The 19,358-nt window shown below is 66.2% G+C and carries 17 protein-coding genes and 1 pseudogene; 7 read left to right on the top strand and 11 right to left on the bottom strand.

From position 1 onward, the window contains the following. Window positions 1-89 precede the first annotated feature (89 nt). Window positions 90-236 (top strand): annotated as a pseudogene (locus ACFVVK_RS08950) (gfo/Idh/MocA family oxidoreductase); the annotation flags it as partial. A gap of 14 nt (window positions 237-250) precedes the next feature. Continuing rightward, window positions 251-1,282 (top strand): LacI family DNA-binding transcriptional regulator, encoded by a 1,032-nt coding sequence (locus ACFVVK_RS08945; protein ID WP_390266070.1) that lies wholly within the window; start codon window positions 251-253, stop codon window positions 1,280-1,282. A 69-nt stretch (window positions 1,283-1,351) separates the two neighbouring features. Here the strand turns inward: ACFVVK_RS08945 and ACFVVK_RS08940 are convergent, their stop codons facing one another. From ACFVVK_RS08940 to ACFVVK_RS08930, 3 genes are all read right to left on the bottom strand, one after another. Beyond that, window positions 1,352-2,239 (bottom strand): aldo/keto reductase, encoded by an 888-nt coding sequence (locus tag ACFVVK_RS08940; RefSeq protein WP_390266069.1) that lies wholly within the window; start codon window positions 2,237-2,239, stop codon window positions 1,352-1,354. 104 nt (window positions 2,240-2,343) lie between these two features. Next, window positions 2,344-2,508, bottom strand: coding sequence for a hypothetical protein (locus ACFVVK_RS08935; RefSeq protein WP_390266068.1), 165 nt, complete (start codon window positions 2,506-2,508; stop codon window positions 2,344-2,346). Window positions 2,509-2,526: 18 nt separating this feature from the next. After that, entirely contained in the window at window positions 2,527-3,432 is a 906-nt protein-coding gene (locus tag ACFVVK_RS08930) for a helix-turn-helix transcriptional regulator (protein WP_390266067.1), read from the bottom strand. 129 nt (window positions 3,433-3,561) lie between these two features. On the opposite strand from ACFVVK_RS08930, the gene ACFVVK_RS08925 reads away from it, so the two are divergent. Together ACFVVK_RS08925 and ACFVVK_RS08920 are read left to right on the top strand one after the other, a co-directional pair. After that, window positions 3,562-4,935, top strand: coding sequence for an MFS transporter (locus ACFVVK_RS08925; RefSeq protein WP_390266066.1), 1,374 nt, complete (start codon window positions 3,562-3,564; stop codon window positions 4,933-4,935). A 62-nt stretch (window positions 4,936-4,997) separates the two neighbouring features. Then, window positions 4,998-5,855 carry an aldo/keto reductase gene (locus ACFVVK_RS08920; RefSeq protein WP_390266065.1) on the top strand — a complete coding sequence of 286 codons (858 nt, stop codon included), beginning with the start codon at window positions 4,998-5,000 and terminating at the stop codon, window positions 5,853-5,855. 415 nt (window positions 5,856-6,270) lie between these two features. Here ACFVVK_RS08920 and ACFVVK_RS08915 read toward each other — a convergent pair whose 3' ends face one another. Then, window positions 6,271-7,752 carry a benzaldehyde dehydrogenase gene (locus tag ACFVVK_RS08915; RefSeq protein ID WP_390266064.1) on the bottom strand — a complete coding sequence of 494 codons (1,482 nt, stop codon included), beginning with the start codon at window positions 7,750-7,752 and terminating at the stop codon, window positions 6,271-6,273. Window positions 7,753-7,776: 24 nt separating this feature from the next. Then, window positions 7,777-9,381 carry a benzoylformate decarboxylase gene (mdlC, locus tag ACFVVK_RS08910; RefSeq protein WP_390266063.1) on the bottom strand — a complete coding sequence of 535 codons (1,605 nt, stop codon included), beginning with the start codon at window positions 9,379-9,381 and terminating at the stop codon, window positions 7,777-7,779. 111 nt (window positions 9,382-9,492) lie between these two features. Between mdlC and ACFVVK_RS08905 the strand changes: the two genes are divergently transcribed. Then, window positions 9,493-10,389, top strand: coding sequence for a LysR family transcriptional regulator (locus tag ACFVVK_RS08905; protein WP_390266062.1), 897 nt, complete (start codon window positions 9,493-9,495; stop codon window positions 10,387-10,389). 87 nt (window positions 10,390-10,476) lie between these two features. Here ACFVVK_RS08905 and ACFVVK_RS08900 read toward each other — a convergent pair whose 3' ends face one another. From ACFVVK_RS08900 to ACFVVK_RS08875, 6 genes are all read right to left on the bottom strand, one after another. Further along, entirely contained in the window at window positions 10,477-11,712 is a 1,236-nt protein-coding gene (locus tag ACFVVK_RS08900; protein WP_390266061.1) for an MFS transporter, read from the bottom strand. 290 nt (window positions 11,713-12,002) lie between these two features. Then, a complete protein-coding gene (locus ACFVVK_RS08895; RefSeq protein ID WP_390266060.1) occupies window positions 12,003-13,160 on the bottom strand; it encodes a glycerate kinase in 1,158 nt (385 codons plus the stop codon). A 1-nt stretch (window position 13,161) separates the two neighbouring features. Beyond that, complete coding sequence (gene dctA, locus ACFVVK_RS08890) at window positions 13,162-14,643, bottom strand: C4-dicarboxylate transporter DctA (RefSeq protein ID WP_390266059.1); 1,482 nt, start codon at window positions 14,641-14,643, stop codon at window positions 13,162-13,164. Between the two features lie 111 nt (window positions 14,644-14,754). Then, window positions 14,755-15,852 (bottom strand): tartrate dehydrogenase, encoded by a 1,098-nt coding sequence (locus ACFVVK_RS08885; protein WP_390266058.1) that lies wholly within the window; start codon window positions 15,850-15,852, stop codon window positions 14,755-14,757. 114 nt (window positions 15,853-15,966) lie between these two features. Next, window positions 15,967-16,908, bottom strand: coding sequence for a LysR family transcriptional regulator (locus ACFVVK_RS08880; RefSeq protein ID WP_390266057.1), 942 nt, complete (start codon window positions 16,906-16,908; stop codon window positions 15,967-15,969). 135 nt (window positions 16,909-17,043) lie between these two features. Further along, the gene (locus ACFVVK_RS08875; RefSeq protein ID WP_390266056.1) at window positions 17,044-17,298 is read right to left on the bottom strand and encodes a hypothetical protein; all 255 of its coding nucleotides are present in this window, start codon (window positions 17,296-17,298) and stop codon (window positions 17,044-17,046) included. 505 nt (window positions 17,299-17,803) lie between these two features. On the opposite strand from ACFVVK_RS08875, the gene ACFVVK_RS08870 reads away from it, so the two are divergent. After that, window positions 17,804-18,421: a TetR/AcrR family transcriptional regulator gene (locus tag ACFVVK_RS08870; protein WP_390266055.1), complete on the top strand. Its 618-nt coding sequence runs from the start codon at window positions 17,804-17,806 to the stop codon at window positions 18,419-18,421. A 111-nt stretch (window positions 18,422-18,532) separates the two neighbouring features. Beyond that, window positions 18,533-19,357 (top strand): GAF domain-containing protein, encoded by an 825-nt coding sequence (locus ACFVVK_RS08865; protein ID WP_390266054.1) that lies wholly within the window; start codon window positions 18,533-18,535, stop codon window positions 19,355-19,357. Window position 19,358: the final 1 nt, after the last annotated feature.

Genomic DNA, 19,358 nt, shown 5'->3' with positions numbered 1-19,358 from the left:
TGACTCGTGTAGATTGGATGGGGAGAATTAGTGTCGGCTCTGAGAGGATTTGAACGATGACGTTTTCCATCGGCGTGGTGGGAGCCGCCGCCGTGAACCAAGGTCTGCTCCCGCCGGTCAATGCGTGGGTGGCTGCCCGGTTCACGCTGCCCGGCATTGTGGCCCACCAATCCGCCCTGCGCGGCGGGGAACGGCTGCCAATCCGCGACGTCGGCGACGCCCCGGCGGGGATGTAGCTAGCATGAAGACCATGACCACTCCAGCAGTGCCTGCCCAGCGCAGCCAGGTGACCCGCAAGGACGTCGCCCGCTACGCCGGCGTGAGCACCGCCGTCGTCAGCTACGTGGTCAACGGCGGACCCAAGAACGTGGCCCCGGCCACCGAGGCCAAGGTTCAGGAAGCCATCCGGTTGCTGGGCTACCGCCCCAACGCGGCGGCCAGGGCGCTCAAGCTGGGCTCCAGTGAGACCATCGGCCTGGTCATCCCGGACAACAGCAACCCCTTCTTCTCCCTGCTGGCCCACGCCGTCGAGGACGCCGCGGCCGAACTCGGCTACGCCCTGGTGCTGACCAACTCCGCCGGCAACCTCGCCAAGGAGCGCCGCAACATCCGCAACCTGGCCGCCCGGCAGGTCGACGGCGTCGTGCTGTCCAGCGTCCTGATGGAACCGGACCTCGCTGATCTCGAAGCGGCGGAAATACCCGCGGTGCTCCTGAACCACAGCGCCGACGCCCCCGGGTTCAACAGCGTCGGCGTGGATCTCGCGGCCGGAGCAAAATCCGCGGTTGAACATCTCATCAGCCACGGCCACACCAACATCGCCCTGGCGATGGGCACGAACACCGGGAACTACTTTGACGGCAGGGAGCAAGGCTGGCTGCAGGCCCTAGCGGAAGCGGGGCTGCCGGAAGGTTCCATCGTTCGAAGCCCGTTCACGCGCGACGGCGGCTACGCCTCCGGGCGCCGTCTCCTTGCCGCAGCGAGCCGGCCAACTGCGATCTTTGCGAGTTCGGATATGCAGGCTGTGGGCATCCTCCGGGCCATCCACGAGGCGGGCCTGTCGATTCCTGATGACATCGCAGTAGCCTCCTTCGACGGTTCGGCGGAGTCGGAATATTGCTGGCCGCCGCTGACCACTGTCCAACAGCCCGCGCAGGCCATGGCAGAAGCTGCTGTCAGGGCACTCCTCCAGACGCCGCGCGGCCACGAACCTGAGCACCTGATCTTCCCGACGGAGCTGCTGGTTCGGCGATCCTGCGGCTGCGAGAAGCCTTTCGCCTAACGATCCTGGCTACCTGGAGGGATCTTTACCGGCTGTCCGCCGGCCGGCACACCGCGCCGGCCGCGTCGGTCAGTCCTCGGGGATGTCCCGTCCGAAGGATTCCAGGGTGATGGCTTCTGCTTCGGGACCGCCCCGTACCCCGGTGTCGAGCGCGTCGATCCGGGCGAGCTGGTCACCCGAGAGCTCGAAGTCGAACACGTCGAAGTTCTCGGCGATGCGTGCCGCCTTCACGGACTTCGGGATAGCAGCCCGGCCCTCCTGGAGGTGCCAGCGCAACATGACCTGGGCGGCAGTCTTCCCGTGGGCTTCAGCGATAGCAAGGATCTCCGGGTCTTCGAAGGTGCTCGTTGCGTGTTCCCCGCGGTAAGAGGTGATCCCGCCTATGGGCGACCAGGCCTGGGTGAGGATTCCATGTTCGGCCCCGAACGCCTGCAGCTCCGCCTGCGTGAAGTAGGGGTGCACCTCAATCTGGTTGACCGCGGGAACCACCGTGGCCTCGGAGAGCAGGGCCTCGAGGTGCGGGCGCATGAAGTTGCTCACGCCGATCGAGCGAACCTTGCCATCGGCGAGCAGCTTCTCCAGCGCCCGGTACGCGGCAGCAGTTTTGGCAAACTCGCCCGGCAGGGCTTGGTGCAGGAGGAACAGATCGATGACCTCGACGCCCAGCTTGCGGGCGCTCTTCTCGAACGCGTGCAGGGTCTCGTCGTAGCCGTAGTCGCTGATCCACACCTTCGATTCGATGAAGACATCGTCGCGCGGAAGACCGGCTGCACGGATCGCATCACCCACCCCGCGTTCGTTGCCGTAGGCGGCCGCTGTGTCGATGAGCCGGTATCCGGTGGACAGCGCCGCGCTCACGGCCTCGGCGGTCTCGGCGGGCGGCGTCTGGAAAACTCCGAAGCCCAGGGCAGGCATCTCGACGCCGTTGTTCAGAGTCAATCGCTTGTTGGATGACATAGTTTCTCCTTCTTCTTGGTTCCTTCGGCGCAGAGGGTTCGCCCGTTCTCGGTCCTCAGTGTCATGATTGTCGGCGGCCCCACGCTGCGTGTTCATTCGGCTAATCAGACCTGGGCCGCCGGGCGGAGCAGGATCTCGTTGATCGCGAGGTGCTTCGGTCGTTGAACAGCGAACGCGATGACCTCGGCCACGTCCCCAGCCGTCACGGTTGCCTCGCTGTACATCTCGTTGACTGCCTGGCGCAGCGACTCGGCCGGCGTAGAACGCAAGGTGCGCCCTGGTGCTGGCTATTGATCGTCTTGAGACGGCTTGGGCAGGGCTGGACTGGCAAGGGCCGGTTCGACCGGACGCTTCCCGGCGTTGCTCCAGCTGGCGAGGAAGTCGAGTTGTTCCTGGGCGTGGCTGCCTGGTTCGGCGGTGTAGACAATCATTGTCATGCCTTCTCCGGGAAGTTCGAGTGCGTCGCCGGTGAGTTCGATCTCGCCGATGAGGGGATTGCGCATGGTTTTGCGCGCTGTCCGGTGGAAACGGACGTTGTGACGGGCCCAGCGGGTGGAGAACTCGGCGCTACCGGCGGCGAGGTCACCGATGAGGCTGTTCAGGTATCGGTCGCGGGGGTTGCGGCCGGACTCGGCGCGCAGTGCGGCGGCGAAATCGTCGGCGAGGGTGTTCCAGCCAACGAAGAAGTCCTGTGAGCGGGGGTCGAGGAACATGAACCGGGCGAGGTTCAGGGGAAGGGCGTCGGGGCTGAGGATGCCGGTGTAGAGGGCGAAGCAGAGGTTGTTCGCTGCCACGATGTCCATGCGGGAGTTCCGGACGTACGCGGGTGCGCCGGTCATCCCGGCGAGGATCCGTTCGACGCTTGGCCGCACGTCGGAGCGTGCCCGCCGGTTGCCGGCTGGACGGGACGGTGCGGCAGCTTTGGCCAGGTCAAACAGGTGGGCCCGTTCGGCTTCATCGAGCTGGAGGGCGCGGGCGAGTGAGTCGAGGACGGAGTCAGAGACTCCGCGCAGGTTTCCGCGTTCGAGACGGGCGTAGTATTCGGTGCTGACTCCGGTCAGCATGGCGACTTCCTCGCGTTTGAGTCCGGCTACCCGCCGTGTTCCGCTGTAGGAGGTAAGGCCGGCCTGGGCGGGGGTGATGCGCGCTCTGCGGCTCATGAGGAACTCGCGGACGTCCTTGGTGTTGTCCATCCCCCTACGCTACGACGCCGCAAGGCGGCTCTAACAGGAACTGGCAGTACACCGCACAACAGGCACTCCTCCGCGTCTAAAGGAGCTGGTTTTCTGGAACCAGTTACTTTTCCCGAGCGAAAGGACGCCATGCCTGCGTCTGTTGTCAGCATCCGCCCCGTAGCGGTCAAACCGCGGGCATCGCTGGCTGTGGCCATGCTGGGCTTCTTCGTCGTTGCCCTGGACGCCCAGATCGTCAACGTCGCCCTCCCTGCGATCCGGAACGACTTCGGCGGCGGACTGGCCGGGCTTCAATGGGTGGTCACGGGCTACACGCTGATGTTCTCGGCACTCCAACTCTTCGCGGGGACGTTCGCGGACAGGGTCGGTGCCCGCCGCGCCTACGGGATCGGCATGATCCTGTTTACCGTGGCGTCCGCTGCCTGCGCCTTCAGCCCCGGCCTCGCCGCCCTGGTCGCGGGACGGATCCTGCAGGGCATCGGAGCCGCGCTGATCACCCCTGCCTCCCTGGCCCTCATCCGGGAGGCCTACCAGGAAGCGGTGCAGCGGGGCCGGGCCATCGTGTACTGGGGGTTGGGCGGCTCCGTCGCGGCCGCGGCCGGACCGGTGCTCGGTGGTGTCCTCACCGAAATCGACTGGCGGCTCATCTTCTTCGTCAACCTGCCGGTCGGGGCCACGGCGCTGCTGGTCCTTGCCCGTGTGGCCCGGTCACCGCGCCGGCCGATGCCTTTCGACTGGGCGGGGCAGATCACCGCCGTGCTGGCACTGGCAAGCTTGACGTACGGCATCATCGAGGGCGCCTCCGCCGGCTACGGAAGCCCCGAAATCCTCGCCGTCTTTGCCCTGGCTGCCGTATCGCTGACGGCATTCATGGTGGTGCAGGTCAAGGGGCGGGCCCCGATGATCCCCTTGGACATGTTCAGTTCCCGAACCGTCTCCACCACGCTCGGCGTTGCCCTGGCCACGATGGCGGCCTTCTACGGCGTCGTTTTCCTGCAAAGCCTGTACTTCCAGCAGCAGCGGGGGGCCACGGCGCCGGAGACCGGGCTGCTATTCCTGCCGATGACCGCCCTGGTTGCCATCCTGAATCCCTTGGTGGCCCGGCTCATGGCCCGTTTCGGGCAGGTAGCCCTGATCGCGGCGGGACAGCTGCTCATGGCTGTGGGCCTCGCCGGGCTGTGCCTGCTGCCTGAGGACGCGCCGGTGCTGCTCGTCGCCTTCGTGATGGTGCCGGTAGGTGTTGGCGGATCCTTCACCGTGCCGCCGATCATCGCGCTGGTGATGGACAATGTGCCCGCGGAACGCGCCGGGACGGCCAGCGGCGTCGTCAACACGGCCCGGCAAGTGGGAGGTTCCCTCGGCGTCGCGATCTTCGGCGCCGTCCTCGCGGGGCAGGGCTTCATGGAAGGACTGCGCGCCAGCCTCGGGTGGACCGCGCTGATCCTCGTCATTCTCGTCTTTGCCTCCATGAGGCTGCGCCACGGTCAAAGGAAAGCAGCATGAAAACTCATTGACCCTGCACCTATCAGATAGCCCCCGCACCTCTACCCGAACAAAAGGAAACCATGAAAACTGTGACCCTGAACAATGGCGTCGAAATGCCAATCCTCGGCTTCGGCGTCTTCCAGATCCCCGACGAGGAAACCCAGGCCGCCGTCGAAGCTGCCCTCGCCGCCGGCTACCGCCACCTGGACACTGCCGCCTCCTACGGCAACGAAGCGGCCGTCGGCGCGGCGATCAAAGCGAGCGGGATCGCCCGCGATGAGCTCTTTGTCACCACCAAGCTCTGGATCCAGCACGCCCCCACCGGCAACGTCCAGGACGACGCCAAGCGCGCGTTCGACAATTCATTGAACCGCCTCGGCCTTGATTACGTGGACCTGTACCTGATCCACCAGCCCCTCGGTGACTACTACAGCGAATGGCGCGCCATGCAGGAGATCAACAAGGAAGGACGTGCCCGCGCGATCGGCGTCTCGAACTTCCACCCCGACCGTCTGGTGGACCTCATTGACCACAACGAGATCGTCCCCGCGGTCAACCAGATCGAAACCCACCCGTTCCACCAGCGCGAAGCCGACCAGGTGCTGATGCGCGAACGCGGCGTCCAGATCGAGTCCTGGGGACCCTTCGCAGAGGGAAAGAACAACCTGTTCACCGATCCCGTCCTGAGTGCCATCGCCGAAGCACAGGGAAAATCTGTCGCCCAGGTGGTGCTGCGCTGGCTCATCCAGCGCGACGTCGTGGTCATCCCCAAGTCCGTCCGGCCAGAGCGGATGGCGGAGAACCTGGACGTCTTCAACTTCACGCTCACCGAAGAACAAATGGGCCGGATCGCGGCGCTGGACACCGGTGCGAGCCTCTTCTTCGACCACCGCGACCCCGCCATGGTCAGCTGGCTGGGCGGACGACGGATCAACTGATCCTCATGGACATGCCCACCAAGATGCCGTTGGCCGGCGTTCCGTGCTGAGGTTTGGCGCCGGAACGCTGGCCGGCGCGCTCTTGGCCACTGGCCTATCCGGCTGCGCCCCAGGAGCAAACACCGTGCCTTCACCGACCACCGCCCCGTCGCAGGGCCCCCCTGACATCGCCAACCCGGACCGCGGGTGCTGCTGGCCTACTTCTCGCGCGCCGGGGAGAACTACTCCTGCGGTGGCCGGACCAACCTCACCGTCGGCAACACTGAAGTGCTGGCCGGGATGATCAGGGACCGCACAGGCTGTGACGTGTAAGGGGCCGAGCCTGGCCCCCCGATGGAAGCGCGGTGCCCCGCCCGCGGCGTAGCTCACGGCTCACGGACGGGGGCGCTCCATGAATTCATGTGCCTCGCTCACCCTAGAACGGGTACGGCGCGATCTCCGGGCGCATGGTCAGCCACTGGACCTCGGTGAACGCCTCGATGTTGGCCGTTGCCCCGCCGAACCGCGAGCCGGTCCCGGACGCCCCGACGCCGCCGAAGGGCGCATTGGCCTCGTCCAGTACGGTTTGTTCGTTGATGTGAACTTTGCCCGAGTTAACCCGGTCGGCAAGTTCCATGGCCGTGCCGACCTCGCCCAAGATTCCGACCGAGAGCCCGTATGCACTGGCGTTGACGAGTTCCACCGCCTCGTCGAGGGAGGAGAACTTGATCACCGGGGCGACGGGGCCGAAGATTTCCTCGGCAAAAGCCGGGTTGTCCGCGCGGAGGTCCGCCAGCACTGTGGGCTGGTAGAAGAGCCCTTCGTAGGTTCCGCCCGCGGCCACCCGGGCGCCCGCCTTGACGGCGTCCTCGACGATCGCGTGAATGCGCTGGAGTTGCGCCGCGTCGATAATCGGCCCCAGTGCCACTGCACCGCCGGCCGGATCGCCCACCGGGAGGTGGGCGGCCTTCTCGCTGAGGGCGGCCACGTAGGCTTCGTAGACAGACTCGTGGACCAGGTGCCGGCCGGTGGTCATGCAAATCTGGCCCTGGTGCATGAAAGAGCCGAAGGCGCCCGCGGATGCGGCCTTCGCTAAGTCGGCGCCGGGCAGCACGATCAGCGCGTTGTTGCCGCCAAGCTCCAAGTGCGCGCGCTTGAGGTGCCGGGCAGCTGCCTCGCCCACCTTACGGCCGGCCGCCGTCGAACCGGTGAAGGACACCACGCGGACCTCCGGGGCCTCGACGACGGCGGCACCCGTATCGGCGCCACCTGGCAGGAGCGAGAGTACGCCCGGAGGCAGGCCGGCCTCCTCGAAGACCCGCATCAATGCGACGCCGCCGCACACCGCGGTCCGGGGGTCCGGCTTCAGCAGCACAGCGTTGCCCAGGGCCAGAGCCGGGGCCACCGAGCGGATGGAGAGGATAAGGGGGAAGTTGAAGGGCGCGATCACGGAAACGACGCCGGCGGGCCGGCGCCGCGCGAAGGACCAGCGCGCGTCGTTGGAGGTCAGAACCTCTCCGGCCGGGTGCGATGGCAGCGCGGCGGCCTCGTAGCATTCGTTGGCGGCGATGTGCGTTTCCAGCGCGGCTTTTGCGGGGATGCCGCCGCTTTCGCGGATGATCCAGCCTTGGATTTCCTCGGCGTGCTCTTCCCAGAGCTGGCCGGCGCGGCGCAGGACTGCGGCGCGTTCCTCCGGGCGTTTGGCGGCCCATTCCTGCTGGGCTTTGGCGGCCACGGTGGCGGCACGCCCGGCGTCGGCGGCTGAGGCGACACCGAAGCGGCCCAGAACGGTTCCGGTAGCCGGCTCGAGGACGTCCCGGCCGCCGCCGGATCCTTCGATCCATCCGGCGATGTTGATTTTTCCATCCCAGCGGGCCGTGTCTAGGAACGTATCGAGATAGGTGTCAGAGAGAGTCATGATGTTACCTTTCGTCAGGAAAGCTCAGAAGGGGGAGACGGTGGAGATGGGCACTTCGATCAGGGTAGGCCGCTCGGAGGCGAACGCTTTGGCGATGCAGTCGCGCAGCTTTTCCAGTGAGTCAGCGCGGTCAGCGTCCACGCCGTATCCTGCGGCGAGTGACACGAAGTCGATGCCGGGTACGTCCAGGCCGGGTGCATCGAGGGCATTGAGTTTCGCCGCGAAGCCGCGCAGGGCGCCGTAGGTGCCGTTGTTCAGGATCACGAACACCACGGGGATCCCGTACTGGGCCGCCGTCCACAGGGCCGTGATGCCATAGTTTGCGGAGCCGTCGCCGATGAAGGCCACCACGCGGCGCTCTGGTTCGGCCAGCTGGACCCCGACGGCGGCCGGCATGCCGAACCCGAGCCCGCCCGAGGCCGGGAAGTAGTAGCTCCCGGGGTGGCGCATGTCCATCCTGTCCCAGAAGGCGCCGACCGTCGACGTCGTCTCGTTGACGTAAACCGCATCCTCGGGGGCGAGATCGTTGATCAGGTCGAACACCGCTTCCGGGGCCAGCGGGGCTCCATCCGCCGGCCCCTGCGCCGTCTGGGAAGGAACGCCCCGCCTTTCGCGCGGCTGCAGCTGCCCGCCGCGAGGTGCCACGGCCGCGGCCAGGCGTCGCAGGGCCGGCCCGATCGAGGCGACCACGGCGCGGCCCATGGGTGCGCGGGCGGCCTCTCCCGGATCGCAGCTGATCTGCAGCAGGGAGGCACCCTCTGGCAGGTAATCCCCTGGCTCGTACTGGTGGTAGCGAAACACCGGGGCACCAATCACCACGATCAGGTCATGCCCAGCCAGCAACCGGGTGATGCCGTCGACGGAAGCGGGCAGCACGCCGCGGAACGCGGCGTGTGTGGTCGGGAAAGGGCAGCGCGGGGCGGAGGGCGCCACCCAGACAGGGGAGCCGAGACGCTCGGCGAGCGTGACGGCGTCGGCGTTTCCCCGCGCGGAGTCAACGTCGGGTCCGAGGACCAGCACCGGATTCACGGCCGCGTCGAGCGCCGTCACCAGCTCCGCGAGCTGGCCGTCGGAAAGCTCGCCGGCGTGTTCGACGGCGCGCGCGGTGAGGTGCTCGTCTTCCGGTCCGGTCTCTTGGGACCAATCATCGTACGGAATGGAGACGTACACGGGCCCCGACGGCTCCAGGGCCGCGGTGTGGATGGCTTGGCCGATGGTGCGGACGACGTCGCGGGGCGAGGCCGGCTCGGCACTCCACTTCACCAGCGGCCGGGGCAGCGAAGCGGCATCCACGTTGGAGAGCATGACCTCTTGGCCGATGGTGGCGCGGACCTGCTGTCCCGCGGTGATCACCAGCGGTGTGTGCGAGTACCAGGCGTTGGTGAGCGCGCCCATCGCGTTGCCCGATCCGGAGGCTGCGTGCAGGTTGACCATCGCGGGCCGGCGGGTGGCCTGGGCGTAGCCGTCCGCCATGCCGGCCACCACGCCTTCGTGGAGGCCCAGGACATAGCGGAAGTCGTGGGGCATGGCCGCAAGGAACGGAAGCTCGTTGGAACCCGGGTTGCCGAAAATGGTGGTGAGCCCGTGCCGGCGCAGGAGCTGGTATGTGGCGTCATTGACACTAGTCATGGTGATGCTTCCTATCCGGGGTTGATGTTCTTATCCACGCTAGAAGCTCCAAGCTATGCTGACAAATAAATAAATACGAGTACGCACATAGAACACATCTATAATCATGGCGTGAGTCTCGATCTGAATCTGCTCCGCACGTTCCTGAGCATCTACGACCACCGCTCGGTGACCCGCGCCGCGCGGGAACTGGCCCTAACCCAGCCGACCGTCAGCCACGCCCTGGGAAGGCTGCGCCGCGCCTTGCGCGACCCGCTGTTTGTCCGCGGCCCGGCCGGATATGAGCCGACAGCCCGCGCCTCCGCGCTTGCTACTGTGTTCCGCAAGGCGGTGATCGCCGTCGACGACGCCGTGGACGCGGACCGGATCTTTGATCCCTCCACGACCAGCAGGACATTCCGGCTGTGCCTGACGGACATCGGCGAGAATGCCTTCCTGCCGCGGATCATGAAGAGTCTGGTGGCTCAGGCGCCGGGCGCCAGCCTTGAGGTGGTCCCGATGCAGATCTCCCAAGTTCCGGGCTGGCTCGCGCACGGCGAGATCGACGGCGCCATCGCCAGCGTTCCGCTGGAGGTGTCCGGCCGCCGGACCGTCGTCGTCGATGAGCGCTACGTTTGCGTATTGCCGGCCGAGGTGGCGGCGCCGGAACCGCGCATTTCCTGGGACGATTTTCTGGCCCTGAAGCACGTGGCCATGGACCCGGCCACGGGACATGACCAGGTGGAGCAGGCCATCCGGGCACTGCTGGTGGAACGCGTGGTCGCGCTGCGTGTGCCGCACTTCTCCGCGCTGGCTGAAGTGGTGGTCGGCTGCGGCATGGCGGCGATCCTGCCGCGGCAAATGGCGGCCAGGATGGCGGAGCAGTGGCCGGTGGCCATCCGGGAGCTGCCCTTCGATATGCCCGAGTTCGACGTGAACCTCTATTGGGACGCTGCGGTTTCGTCCGCCGGCGCCGCGGCCTGGTTCCTGGACCTAGTAGCCGAGGCGCTGGGTGTTCCGGGCGACTAAGGCCGATCGCGACGGTGCCCGGTCCGCATAACCGGACCGGGCACCGTCACTGTAGTGCCGGATGTTTTCCGAAGCTGGGGAAGCGCCTTAGACGTCAGCTGTAGGCTTACGCGCTTCCGTGGAGATTTCCTGGGCGGTGGCCCGCCCGGCCTTCGGAACGACGGCCACGGCCGCGACGCCAAGCAGGGCCGCCGCCGCGAACACATAGAAGCTGAAGGGATAGGCGATGCCGGCAACAACCAGCAGGCCGGTGATCCACGGGCCGGTGATCGCGCCGAGGCGACCGACGGCGGAGACGAAGCCCATGCCGGAAGCGACGATGTGGCGGGGGTAAAGGTAGCCGACGAAGCCGTAGACCAGCACCTGGGCGCAGAAGACGAAGAAGCCGGTCACAAAGACGGCGCTGTTGAGCACCAACTGGTTCTCCATCTTGATGCTCAGCACGGCCAGCAGCGCGGCCGCTGCCCCGAACCAGAACATGGTGGTGCCCTTGACTCCGCGGCGGTCAGCGATCCGGCCGCCGGCCAGCAGACCGCCGATGGCGCCCACATTCAAAATCAGGAGCAGGACGAGCGAATCGGCGACGTTGTAGCCGGCCCCCCGCATCAACTGGGGCAGCCAGGTGTTCAGGCCGTAGACAAGCAAGAGACCCATAAAGGCGGCAACCCAGAGGCCCAGCGTGATGCGCAGGTACGACCCGCGGAGCAGGTCACCGAGGCGGACCTTCGGGGCGGCCCCCATTGACTTGTGGGCTTCGGCGACGGGGGACGTTTCCGGCAGCTTGGCCCACATGAGCGGGACGGCGAGGAGCCCGAGTATGCCGCCGGCGTAGAAAAGCCATTCCCACTGGCGCCCGACCAGCAAAGCGATAAGGGACGCAGCGACGGCGCCGATGTGGTACCCGGTCATGGTCAGGGTACTGGAGTGTGCCTTTCCGTCGCCGGCGGCCGATTCCTGCATGGAGGTCACGGCGACGGGCATGCAGCCGCCCAGGCCGAGACCGGCGACGAGCCGCAGGACGCCCATCATGGCCACGTTCGGCATCAGCGGGAAAAGCAGGGTGAAGACAGAGAAGAGCAGCACGCAAACTATCAGCGGCAAACGACGGCCGAAGCGGTCCGAGATCGGGCCGATCAGGGCCGCGCCGATGCCGACGCCGACAAGGGAAATCGTGGCCACGAAGGTGGCTCCGGCAGGATCGATCCCAGCGTGCTTTGTGTCCAGCAGGGTGGGGATGGAGGCGCCCAGGGCAACAAGGTCGAATCCTTCGAAGACGACAGTGAGCCAGCAGAGAATGACCACCCATTTCCGTTGAGTATTCATGGTGTGAACGTCCTTGGTCTACACGGCAGGCCGTTGGAAAGGCCTGCGACAGGTTATTTCATCCAAGTCTCATGAGACCCGACTCACAAGTCCAATAGATAATGATGGCCCAACTCATAGATGCGGTCTATGAGGCGTGCGTCTGCGCAAGCCGGGGATCGCCCGAATCATGAGATGCCTGTGGGCGCTTTGGAGCACCAAGGGCGCGGCAGCGCCAGCCGGACTGCAAGTGAGAGAACGCCCGCCCGGATATCCTAACGGGCGTTTCTGCCCCGCGCAGCGCGGTGACGCTACAGGAGGCTGGTCCCGATGTCCCTGCCGATCTGCCGAAGCAGCGCGGCGGACAGTATCGGGTCTTTGGACGAGTCCTGGTCCGTGTACTCGGCGAGCGTGTAGACCCGGGTGAGGTCCATTTCGGCCCAGCGTTCCCGGGGCAGGAGCGAGCGGCCGGCGACTGCGATGACCGTGCGGGATCCGGACCGCCGGGCGACGGCGGCGGGCAGTTTGCCGCCAAGCGTTTGCTCGTCCAGGCTGCCTTCGCCGGTGATGACGACGTCGCAGCTGTCCTTGCGGGCGTTGAAGTCCAGCAGGTCCAGGAAGTAGTCGGCGCCCGAGACCTGCTTTGCCCCCAACAGCAGGCACGCGTACCCGAGTCCTCCGGCGCTTCCGGCCCCCTCGCGGTCGGCCAGCGCTGCCGCGTCGGGGAATCCCGCAGCCTCCATTGCAGCGACGAGGTGTTGGAGCCCCTTGTCCAGGGTGGCGATCTCCTCAGGGCCGGCGCCCTTTTGGGGGCCGAAGACCGCCGGAGCCCCGTGGGCGCCGAGCAGCGGGTTGTGGACGTCGCTGGCGACGACGAGTTCGGTGTCGGCCAGTTCGGGGAGGACGGTCCGGTGGAGGCTGTGGATCTGCGCCAGCGCCCCGCCGCTGCCGTGGAGCTGGCGGCTCTCGGCGTCGCGGAAGGCGTAGCCGAGGGCGGTGAGCATTCCCATGCCGCCGTCGGTGCTGGCGCTGCCGCCCAGGGCCAGCACGATCCTGGCGGGTTTCAGGCTGAGGGCGAACAGCACCGCTTCGCCGAATCCCCGGCTGGAAGTGCTCAGCGGCTCCAGGGTGCCGCCCGGCAGGAGTCCGAGGCCGCAGGTGTTGGCCACCTCCACGACGGCAGTGACGCCGTCGAACGCGATGCTGGCCTGGACCGGCTGGCCGGTGGGTCCTGCAACCGTGTGGCTGCGCCGGCTGAAGCCGGAGGCGACGGCGGCGTCAACGCTGCCGTCCCCTCCGTCCGCCAGGGGAAGCAGCTCGCAGTGGACGGTCCCGGGCCTGCCGGTGGAGGATGCGCTCCGGAGCCCTGCCGCCAGGGCGTCAGCTACCTCACCGGCCGTGAGGCTGCCCTTGAACTTGTCGGGTGCGATGAGGGTTCGGACGCTCTTCGGGGCGCTTATGGTGTGCATTTCAGAGGCTTTTTGAGTAGGCGGGGCTGCGGTCATCCGTCGACAAGGAACCGAAATCGGCCGCGTTTGCGGGGTCGATTTCCCCGGCCGCGTGGCGGGGGTAGCCGGTCAAGTCCCCGTCGAGCTTCTTGAGCGCATCGACGGGGGCAGGGTCCGCCTGGGGCAGGGGCTCAACCGTTTCGCCGTTGAAGACGCGGCGGACACGGTCGGCGTCCAGCGTCCGGTCCCACCAGGCGATGAAGAGGGTGGCGACGGCGTTGCCGGTGAAGTTCACCAGGGCCCGGCATTCGGACATGAACTTGTCGATGCCGAAGATCAGCATGATGCCGGCGGCCGGGATGGTTCCGAGAGTTGCCAGGGTGGCGGTCAGGGCGATGAAGCCGCCGCCGGCGACCCCGGCCGCGCCCTTGGAGGTGAGCAGCATGACCGCGATGAGGCCCAGCTGCTGGGTGATGGTCAGGTTGGTGTTGGTGGCCTGGGCGATGTAGACGGCGGCGAGCGAAAGGTAGATGGCGGCGCCGTCGAGGTTGAAGCTGTAGCCGGTGGGAACGACGAGCCCGACCGTTTCCTTCTTGACGCCTGCGTGCTCGAGCTTGCGCATCAGGCCTGGCAGTGCGGGCTCGGCGGTGGAGGTGCCCAGGAGGAGGAGGTATTCCTCTTTGAGGTGGCGGATCATCTTGAAGATGTTCAGCTTCAGGAAGGCCATGACGGATCCAAGGACCACGACGACGAAGAGGATCGAGGTGGCGTAGAAGAGCGCTATCAGCCCGCCCATGCTGGAGAGGGACGAGACGCCGTATTTGCCGACGGCGAAGGCCATCGCGCCGAAGGCACCCAGCGGAGCGGCCTTCATGATGAAGCCGAGGATCTTGAACATGACCCCGGTGAGGCGCTGGACCCCGTCCAGGACGGGCGCGCCGACCTTGCCCATGGCGTTCAGCGCGATGCCGAAGACCACGGCGATGAAGATGATCTGGAGGATGTCACCCTCCACGAAGGGCCCGGCGATGCTGGTGGGGATGATGTGGGTCAGGAACTGCCACCACTCCTGGTGGGCGCCGGCGTCGATGAGCTTTGCCGCGGAGTCCGTGGTCTTGATCGTGCTGGCGTCGGCGTTGACGCCCTCGCCTAGGCGGAAGACGTTGATAGCGACGAGGCCGAAGAGCAGTGCGAAGATGGTCCCGATCTGGAAGTACGTCAGCGCCTTCAGGCCGGTCATGCCGACCTTCTTCAGGTCCGCGACGCTCGCGATGCCGCCGACGATGGTCAGGAACACGATCGGGCCGATCAGCATTCTCATGGAATTGACGAAGGTCGTGCCGATGGGTTCCAGGGCGATGCCGGCGGCGGGTGCGAGCCAGCCCACGAGAATGCCGAGGACGATGCCGGTCAATACCCAGAAGTACAGCTGCGTGTACCAGCGTTTCTTGGGGGCCGCGTTCTTAGTTGCCGCGGCTCTGCCTGCGGGGGTGATGTGTCCCATGATTCCTACCTCATTGTGGAATGTGAATGGAGTGGTGCTTGAAGAATGGAGGAGCTGAGTCGGGGCGGGCAGCGGCGTTACGCGGCGCCGCCCGCCCCGGGCATGGTCAGGCTAGACGGCAGCCAGTGAGTGGGTCAGGGCCTTGATGATGGCGTCGGTGACGTCATCGGTGTCGGCTTCGCCGCCGACGTCGCGCGTCAGGTGGCCGGCGGCGGTGGTCTGCTCGATGGCGGCTTCGACCAGGCGCGCTTCCTCGTGCAGGCCGAAGTGGTCCAGCATCAGGGCCGCACTGGCGATCGCTCCGATCGGGTTGCTGATGCCCTTGCCGGCGATGTCCGGGGCGGAGCCGTGGACCGGCTCGAACATGGACGGGAAACGGCGTTCCGGGTTCAGGTTGGCGCTGGCTGCCAGGCCGAGGCTTCCGGCAAGGGCCGAGCCGAGGTCCGAGAGGATGTCCGCGTTCAGGTTCGAGGCGACGACGACGGAGAGGTCTTCGGGGTGCAGGATGAACTTGGCGCTCATGGCATCGACCAGGACGCTTTCGGTGGCGACGTCCGGGTAGTCCAGGGCCACCCGGTGGAAGGTTTCGTCCCAGAGGACCATGCCGTACTGCTGGGCGTTGGACTTGGTGACGGAGGAAACCTTCTTCACCGTGCGGGTGCGGGCGAGGTCGAAGGCGAACCGCATGATCCGCTCGCAGCCCTTCTCGGTGAACAGCGCGGTCTGCAGGGCGACCTCGTTGCCGGGGCCGCGGCCGCTGAGGTTCCGTCCGCCGAGGCCGGCGTACTCGCCCTCGCTGTTTTCGCGGACCACGATCCAGTCGAGTTCCGTGTGGTCGGCCTTGCGCAGCGGGGACTGAATGCCGGGCAGGAACTTCACTGGACGGATGTTGGCCCACTGGTCAAAGTTCTGCGTGATGTTCAGGCGCAGGCCCCAGAGGCTGATGTGGTCCGGGACGTTTTCCCAGCCGACGGCGCCAAAGTAGATGGCATCGAAGTTCTTCAATGCCTCAAGGCCCTTCGGGTCCATCATCTGGCCGGTTTTTTCGTAGTAGCCGCAGCCCCAGGGGAACTCGGTCCACTCAAAGGCGAACTTGCCGCCGGAATTGCGTGCCACCGCGTCCAGGACGCGCTGCCCGGCGGAGACAACTTCCTTGCCCACGCCGTCGGCGGGAATGGAAGCGATGGTGAAAGTCTGGGTGGTGCTCATGCTGTCTCCTCGTTGAGTGTGTTAGCAGCGTCACACTGCTTGTCCTCTTCAAGTAGACGGTTCGCCGTCACCCGGCGTCCAAGACCAAGATCCAATTCCGTAGATAGGTTGAGCCTATTGGTCGGTCTGCCAGCCTGCCGGTTCTGCATGTCCGCGCCCGTTCGCGGGTCCCATGGCCACATGCAGTTCCGCCACCTTCAGGAAGGCCGTGGCGGCGGGAGTGAGGCCGTCCCGTCGGCTCAGGACGGCGACGTCCAGGTGCGACACGGGTTCGATCAGGAGGGTCCGCAGGCCGGCTTTGTGGGCCGTCTGCGCCCAGGCGGAAGACATGACCGCGTGGCCGACGCCGGCCAGGACCAGTGGCAGAATTGAGGTCCGGTGGGCGACCTCGACGACGATTTCGGTGTTGACGCCGTGGGCCAGTGCATCGTCGACCAGCCAGCGCATAAGGGATCCGCGCTGGCTTGCGATCAGTCGGTGCCCGCCCAGGTCCTCGCGTTGGATGGCCGGCCCGGCCGTGAAGGTGTCGGCCTGGGGATTGACGATGAGGATCAGCGGCTGGCGCTCCAGTTCCAGGACCTGGACTCCCGGCACCCGGATAGGGGTGGGGGACCCGGCGAGACCGATCTCCGTGCTGCCGCTGCGGACGGACTCAATGACTTCCTCCGGCGTGAATGCGGCGCTGACGTTGAGCCGGACCGACGGATGTGCGCGGGTAAACCCGGCGATCATGGACGTGAGCGGCTCGATGCCAGGTGAGGGCATGGTGATGATGTCCAGCCGCCCGCTGCGCACCCCACGCAGGGCTTTCACGGCAGACTGGGCGGCATCAAGGTCCCGCATCACGAGCCGCGCCGGTCCCACGAGCTCTTTGCCGGCTTCGCTGAGTACCGCGCGGCGGCCGATACGGTGAAAGAGCGGCACGCCGAGTTCCTTCTCCAGCGCGGCGATGGTCTGGGAGAGGGACGGCTGCGCGATGAGGAGATGCTCCGCAGCCCGGTTGAACCCGTCGTGGTCAACGACGGCCAGGAAATACTTCAGCTTTCGGGTGTCCACGCCAGCTCCTTAACCTCTCCGGTCCATGGGCTTCCGGCGCGGCTGAGTCGGTCCTGGGGTGGAAAGGTGCAGGGCGCTGAAGCGTAGATAGCCTACGCCTATCAGCCGCTGCTCGTTAGGGCGACGGGCGGACGATTACAATGTCGGCGCTGCTGCCGGCACCTGCGCGACGGGTCCGGTATAGGTGACGGCGTCGGCCGCATCCAGCACCTCAAGTGCGGTGAGGTGTGCCGCTGCGGCCACGTCCTTGATGGATTTGCCGTGCGTGACCGCCGTGGCCACTGCCGATTGCAGGCTGGCGGCGTTCTCCTCGCTGATCTCCTCGCCCGCAGCTGAGGATTCCAGCCTAGCGGCGGCGGCTTCTACAGCCAGGATTTCACTATCGATCACGGGGTTGTCCTCCAATTCCGTCTCTGCGTCTTTGCAGTTGAGCCGGGAAGCGTTTGGGTGCCTGGCAAGGGCCGCTCCGGCGTTCACCAACAACACTACCGAAGGACCGACCAGTCTGTCTCGCGCCCAGAGAAAAAAACCAAGCAAACTTACTGTACGACGTCTGCCATGGTGTTTTCACCCCGAGGCAGGGTGCGCGCCGGGGTGATGACAAGACCTGCGGGCAAGCCACCAGCCATGGGCCGCTCCTTAACACCCAATATTTCTCACTCAGGACCTGTGTCGGAGCCGTCCAGAGAAACTTGCGCGAGCGAGATAGAAAAGTCTGTCTTCACTCCCGTCGGGAGGACCGTCGCGCAGCCGCATCGTAACGCGGGACGTCCTCCCTGCCGACGGTGGCGGCCGTACGGCGGCCACCCCTTGCGCGGACGGGGACCGTAGTTCCGGGGACTCTACCTTGGGAACAAGCCTGCTACGGCGGGGCAGGTGTAAAATTGCTCTTACGATGACCGTCAACGAAGCTGCCAGTTCCACGTTGTTGCCCGCCGGGGTGATGGCTGGCCGTGATGATCCAGCAGATCGCATTCTCGCCACAGCCTACGAGTTGTTCTCGCGCCGTGGTATTCGCAGTGTCGGCGTCAACGAACTGATCGACAGTTCCGGGGTCTCTAAGGCGACTTTTTACCGTCACTTTCCGTCCAAAAACGCACTGGTGCTTGCCTTTTTGGACCTGCGCGACCAGGTCTGGACCGTCGATCTGATCGTCTCCGAAGCCAGGCGCCGTGGAAGCACGGCCGAGGAACAGCTGCTTGCGATCTTCGATGTTTTCGGGGACTGGTTCCAGCGCGATGACTTTGAGGCGTGCACCTTTATCAACGTCCTGCTGGAGATGGGGCCGGAACACCCCCTGGGACAGGCCAGCATCGGATATCTCAGCAGGATCAGGGGCCACATCCAAGCACTGGCCGAGGAAGCCACGCTGAACCGCCCCGAGGAATTCGCGCGCTCCTGGCACATCCTCATGAAGGGCTCCATCATCTCGGCGAGCGAAGGCGATCTGCTGGCATCTAAGCGTGCCCAGCAAATGGCCCGGTGGCTGATCGAACATCACCGAACCCTATAGCCGGGGCTGCTTCGGTAGCGCAAATTGGGCGGCGCTGAGTTGTCCGCGCGGACGTATGCTTTTTCTATCGGTTCAGCAGTGAGCTACGTGCTTTGATCTCGAGCGTGGAACATGACCCAAGAAGCTGGTACAGACAGCAGGCCCGAGCCCCGGTCTGCCTTCTGGGACAGACATTTCAACGACCCGGTCATCGGTGCGTTCCTCAACGAGGCGGTCAGTGAGCTCGTCGACGAGATCGGCGGTCCGGGTCGGGGGATCAGCTGGGCGATCACCATTCTTAGGTCAGGGGAGACCGCCACCCTCATCGCGGGCAGCGCGCCGTCGCGCGCCGCGGACGAAACGCAACGTTCCTTCGACGATGGGCCCGCACGCGCAGTGGTTCGTGGCGGGGAGTTCGTATTCGTTGGAGACACGACTCTGGACCGCCGCTGGCCCGGCTATGCCAGTGCCGCCGCTGCCGAGGGGGTCCGGTCGCTCCTAGCGGTACCGCTGGTCCCCGCAGAGGTTTTCTGTGCTGCCGTGAACCTGTATGCGCCCTGGCCGCATGTCTTCACCAGCGCAGACATCACCGCAGCGACCCGGCTGGGCCGCCAAGTGTCCAGCTCGCTGCGCCTGGTCGAAGAGTGGGCGCTCAGGTACGGCGGGAGTGCCGATCTCTCCTCCGCCCAGCTGCTGCGGGTGCTGGCCGGCCTGGCGCTGAGGACGCTGGTGCGCGACTACGGGTTCACCGAAGGGGGCGCCTTGGACTACCTTCGGAAAGTAGCGGGCGGCCCCGTGCCGGAATCAGCCGGTCCGGCCGCTACGGTCCCCGTGCTCGTTCCCGATGCCGGCGCGGGCCAGGAAGAGCCACCGTCCAGCCCTCCTGTCCCTGCGCTCCACGCGCCGGACTCTCCCCCAGCCCGTCGACGGCGGCGCAAGGTTGAGAGCCCGGCCTAGC

The organism is Arthrobacter sp. NPDC058192, assembly GCF_042883665.1.
Classification (GTDB): domain Bacteria; phylum Actinomycetota; class Actinomycetes; order Actinomycetales; family Micrococcaceae; genus Arthrobacter.
This window is presented reverse-complemented; position numbering and strand designations above follow the sequence as displayed.